Origin of the sequence: Tateyamaria pelophila, from assembly GCF_019966495.1 — a bacterium.
In the GTDB taxonomy this organism is placed as follows: domain Bacteria; phylum Pseudomonadota; class Alphaproteobacteria; order Rhodobacterales; family Rhodobacteraceae; genus Tateyamaria; species Tateyamaria pelophila.
Genome location: NZ_JAIMIA010000206.1, coordinates 1 through 4,800, shown reverse-complemented (window position 1 = coordinate 4,800; position 4,800 = coordinate 1). Strand labels below are relative to the sequence as shown.

Sequence of the window (4,800 nt, the reverse complement as noted above, 5' to 3'; positions counted from 1 at the left end):
ACATCACGCAATTTCCTGTCGATGATCAAACTGGCATCCGTCAGGCTGTGGATCGAGTTTTATGAGTCCGCTGCCTAGGGTGATTTGGCGGTGGCTGGATCACCACGGAATACGCACTGCCGACTTCCGAGACATGGAGATTGTTGGCGATGCAAACTTGGCGCGACATCGCTCAAGTTGAAGCGGCATAAAACCAAGATTTCTCAAATCCCTTGGCCGACGTCTGTTAACTTTACGGTGCTCTTGCGACACTACATGCCAAAGTATAGTCATTATCGTGATAGTTCTTTTTCTAATTGGTACAGGTCCTTAGCGAATGCCTATGCGTGTCAGACAAGCCCTGGCCGGTGCTATTGCGATGGTCATCGCCATCGGTCTTGCCATGGCGTGGAATTGGGCACACCCGTCTTGGGCGGCGCTTGGTGTTGCTGTGTGCACGCAGCTTTCGGATGGCGAAAGCCTTCAGAAGGGCTTGATGCGGATCCTGGGTACGATACTGGGCGGCGTGACTCTTTTGATTGTCATGGTTACGTTTCCACAGGACCGGTTTCCAGCGCTTCTCCTGACCGGAATGTTCGTTCTGATATACGCATATCTGATGAAGAGCGTTCGGCGCTTCTATATATTTTTTCTCGCCTCCATTATTCCGGTAACTATCGCGACCGCCGAGCAAGGTGACCCAACGCGTTTCTTTGAATTAGCGACCGCAAGGATGCTGGAGACGGGACTGGGCGTCGGTGTCTATGTTGTCGTTGCGATTGTCTTCTTCCCCGCCAGCACGAGTGCTCAATTCTTTGACAAAGTTAAAGCGCAGACATCGACGCTGGCAGACCTGTTGATCGCCACAGTGGGTGTTTTGAAGGTACGGACGCAACCCGACGAAGACCTGTCCTCGCTTCTTGGGTCGGCGACAGAACGGCAGGGCGGCTTGCTGAGCGCGCTGGACGCTGACAGCCTTGATATGCTGGAAAACAAAAGCGCTTGGGACCAGGCGGTCCGCAGTCTCGAATATGCGACAAAGTCTTTGGACCGAGCACTGCTTGATCGGAGCGTGCTGGAGCGCGCAGACATTGGCCACGTCCTCATCGGCTTGCCACATTTCGAAGTGGAAATCATATCAAGACTTCGCTCGATTCAACAGATGATCGACAAGCAATCTCCCGAAGCGGAACCACAGAACATCGACATCCGCCCCGCCCAAGACCGTATTGCGTCGTATACAGAAATCCAGAGAGCTTCATTGCATGCCGTCTCGCACCACCTTATGCAAATTGATCAGGCGACCAAGGATCTCTATGACGCGGTGGCAAAAGCCAGAGGTTTTCGAGCCGGTTCAATAGAACACCGGCATCGCACCCCACGCACATTTACAATCATTCCGGAACCTGAGCAGGCAATGGGCGCGATACGTTGCGTTCTTGGTTTCTGGGCGGCCTTTGCCGTTTACATGTTTCTTCCCGGCGTTCCGTTTCCGCCGATTGTGCTAAGTATTGCGATGGTCGTTGGCATACAGGCCGGTGTAATGACCCCGTATTTGCGGCCGATCTCGGTATTTCCGAAGGTTATTGTTGCGATGGTCGGCGGTATGATCCTGCATGTTTTCCTGATGCCGCACCTTGACGGATATGGGCAACTCGCAACCTTCATGATATTTCCGTCCACCTTCCTCATCCTGTACTTTTTCGATGGTGTGAACAAAGCAATCGGGCTTTCGACATGGGTGACCGCTGTCCAGTTCAACGGCAACGTTCAAACCTACAGCTTCACCTTCTTCACCGATGCGCTGGCCGCTATGTTTATAGCGCTTTGTCTCATGCAGATACTCTGGCAATTTCCTTTCAACTTCGCACCGCAACAGGCCTATAACCGCCTACTCAAGCGCTTCCTGCGCAGTGCAACGCGTGTCATCACGTCGATGGACCACGCCGATGCGCCTGAGAGTTGGTGGCAACGCCAGATCAGGGTCTATCACGAAAAACAGATTGTACTGATCCCTCAGAAACTTCCAATTTGGGCAAGCCAACTGCCGAAGGAAACGGTAGGGGATGAGATGGTCAATCAGGCTACCGCTCTGGCTGTAAGCCTCGGTGTGATCGGCGCACGTCTCGAAGATCTTGTTGCTTTGCGCAACGGGCCGGGTGCCACGCTTTGGAACGCAGAAATGCGCGGCGAGCTTGAGATTTGGCGCAATGAAATCTCGGCGCTGGAGGCGGCCATGCTTGGCAAAAACATGACGCGGGCACAAACTGATTTTGATGGCGCCGCGCGCGCATTGATCGACCAATTGGAGACAAGTTTTGCAAACGCACGGGCGCGCGGCGCAGGGGAAACATCAACACCGGTTCAGGTTGACACGGTGTACCGCATACTGGGTGCTTATCGTGGATTGACTGAGGCAATTTCCGAAAGCCTCAAATTGAGCCACGCGATGGACTGGCCTCGACTGCGGGAGCCCCGCTTCAATGTGTAAGGAGACCGAAGGTGACCCCAAAAGAAATCGACACGATCTTAGGCATCTATATTTCGCCGACGTTTCTGGTGTTCTTACTCGCGCTGACAGCGGCATTTTTGACGGCCCGCGTTTTAAATCGCTACCGCTTGTCCCGCTTCGTGGTCAATCCGCCGCTGGTCTTCCTGTCTGTCGCCTTGATCTATGCTGTCTTAATCGGCACCTTCCTCATTCCGGTATGATCTCATGAATTACTCAGCCCGCCTCGCAATAACCGCCGTTATCGTCGGGACTGCCGTGCTCCTTGTTGCCTGGCGATACAGTTCGTATATCGCCAATCCTTGGACTCGAGATGGTCAGGTGGCCGCTGATCTTGTGTTCATTGCACCCCGCGTCACGGGCCCAGCGATCGAGGTCGCGGTAGATGACAACCAATTTGTTGAAGCAGGCGATTTACTATTCAGGATCGACCCGCGCACTTACGAGGTGGCGTTGAACGCAGCCCAAGCCAACTTTGAGCGCACGCAGGACGAAATCGAAGCTTTGAGCCGACAAATCGAGGCGAGCGAGGCGAGCGTTGAGCAATTCCGCGCGCTCATCCCCAGTGCAGAGGCCCAGGTGCGCGCCGCCGAAGCGACGCTCGCTGAATCGGAGAGCAATCTGGAACGAATGGCCATCCTGTTGGAAAGGGACGATATCGCGCAAACGCGCTTCAATGCACAGTTGCGTGATGTCAACGTCAATCAGTCGGCAAAGGAGCAGGCTGACATCGAGCTCTTGAATGCAAAGAGCGCTCTGACACAGGCCGAAGCGACGCTGGCCCAGGCACGCGCCAATCGAGGCAAGCCAGAGCCTAATAATGCCCGCCTCAATCAGGCCGCCGCAGAGGTTGACGCAGCACGGCTGAATCTCGAGTTCACCGAAGTGCGCGCGCCGGTCGACGGCTATGTCACAAATGTGGATCTCAGGATAGGCGAGCAACTGACGGCTTACGCGCCAGAGTTCGCGTTGATCGATACATCGACCTATTGGGTGGATGCCTACTTCCGGGAGACTTTCCTGGCTGACATCGATCCTGGAGATCAGGCAGTTGTGACACTGATGAGTTATCCCGGAACGCCGATCGAAGGAGTCGTGGACAGCATCAACTGGGGCATTGCACCAACCGACGGCACAACGGGTGCAGGACTTTTGCCGAATGTCCGCACCACTTTTGAATGGATCAGGCTGGCGCAAAGAGTTCCTGTTAAAATCAAGCTGAGGAACGTTCCTGAAGATGTCAAACTTGTGGTCGGAACGACTGCTTCGGTGCTCGTGCGCAGTGATGGCGAGACTGGCAGTCTGATCCCGGCGCCAAGGTTTCTACAATGAGGAAACCGGCCAGAACTCTTTGTCGCATATCACGTGACGCAGACGGATTTTGATGTCTTCTCCAAACATCCGTTCGATCCGGTTGTGGGGCCGGTAAAGGCGCTTGCTGTGTATCACGGTCGTTTTCGAGACTTGCGACCTGAGAAGCGGGGCCTTATGCCACTGTCTGTCAAAGCGAAACGAAACAGAAACATATGGTTGTCATCGATAAAAACGGTGCAAATTTCGCTGGGCTGCAAAACACGCAATGCCTGCTTCTGTTGACCGGTTGCTACTGGCTGATAGACCATTGCCGAAACAGCCCGTCGAGCCGGTGGACCGTGTTCTTACCACGGCGATTGTCGCACAGGGAGCAGACGCCAAATCGGACAGCCCGAGCGCGTCGTCAAGCTTGCGCATCACCAGAAAGCCGCCATCCGAGCTAAGCTGAGCGCCCTAGAATTCCTGCCGCACCCGGCGGTCGAAATCCACACGATCTCCCCGCTGCAAGCCCGCACCCTCTGGGTGATCCATGAAACACATCCTCCGTAGCAACCAACGCCATGATATAAATGGAAAATAGATCGGTCAGGACAGCAAAATCAGAGGTCCACTTGGGGAATGCGGGCTGCAACACCGCGGCAAAAATCGTCTGATTGGATAGCGCCGCGCCTTGTCTGACGGCCGTCGGTTTACCTGGCACGAATATGCGCGATCTGTGACCTACGTTGTTTGCGGCTGTGTTGGGGGATCGTCTTGCTTTGGACGCTTCCGTCCGCAAGAGGCGTTTCGCCACGTGGAAAAGTTTGCGGTAAAGCCTGCAATCGACGGAAATCATAGAGAGTTCTCAAGCCTCTGAAAAAGCTTGCTCAGATCTCAACCAACGGAATACAAAAGAACGGAGACTTTGAACGGTGAGTGTTTAACCGACATTCCCCAAGTGGCCTGCCATCTGACGCGAAGATCGCCTGATCAGGCCTGCGGATCAAGTATCTTTTACC

Annotated in this window: 3 protein-coding genes and 1 pseudogene; 3 read left to right on the top strand and 1 reads right to left on the bottom strand. The window is 54.4% G+C overall.

Annotation, left to right across the window (positions count from 1 at the left end; translation table 11 throughout):
* Positions 1 to 316: 316 nt before the first annotated feature.
* The 3 genes from LC354_RS26340 (at position 317) to LC354_RS26330 (ending at position 3,820) form a co-directional block, all read left to right on the top strand.
* Positions 317 to 2,470, top strand: coding sequence for an FUSC family protein (locus tag LC354_RS26340; protein WP_317849402.1), 2,154 nt, complete (start codon positions 317 to 319; stop codon positions 2,468 to 2,470).
* An 11-nt stretch (positions 2,471 to 2,481) separates the two neighbouring features.
* Entirely contained in the window at positions 2,482 to 2,691 is a 210-nt protein-coding gene (locus LC354_RS26335; protein WP_223428922.1) for a DUF1656 domain-containing protein, read from the top strand.
* Between the two features lie 118 nt (positions 2,692 to 2,809).
* Positions 2,810 to 3,820 (top strand): HlyD family efflux transporter periplasmic adaptor subunit, encoded by a 1,011-nt coding sequence (locus tag LC354_RS26330; RefSeq protein ID WP_449649490.1) that lies wholly within the window; start codon positions 2,810 to 2,812, stop codon positions 3,818 to 3,820.
* Positions 3,821 to 4,109: 289 nt separating this feature from the next.
* Here the strand turns inward: LC354_RS26330 and LC354_RS26325 are convergent.
* Positions 4,110 to 4,333: pseudogene (locus LC354_RS26325) on the bottom strand (transposase); the annotation flags it as partial.
* Positions 4,334 to 4,800: the final 467 nt, after the last annotated feature.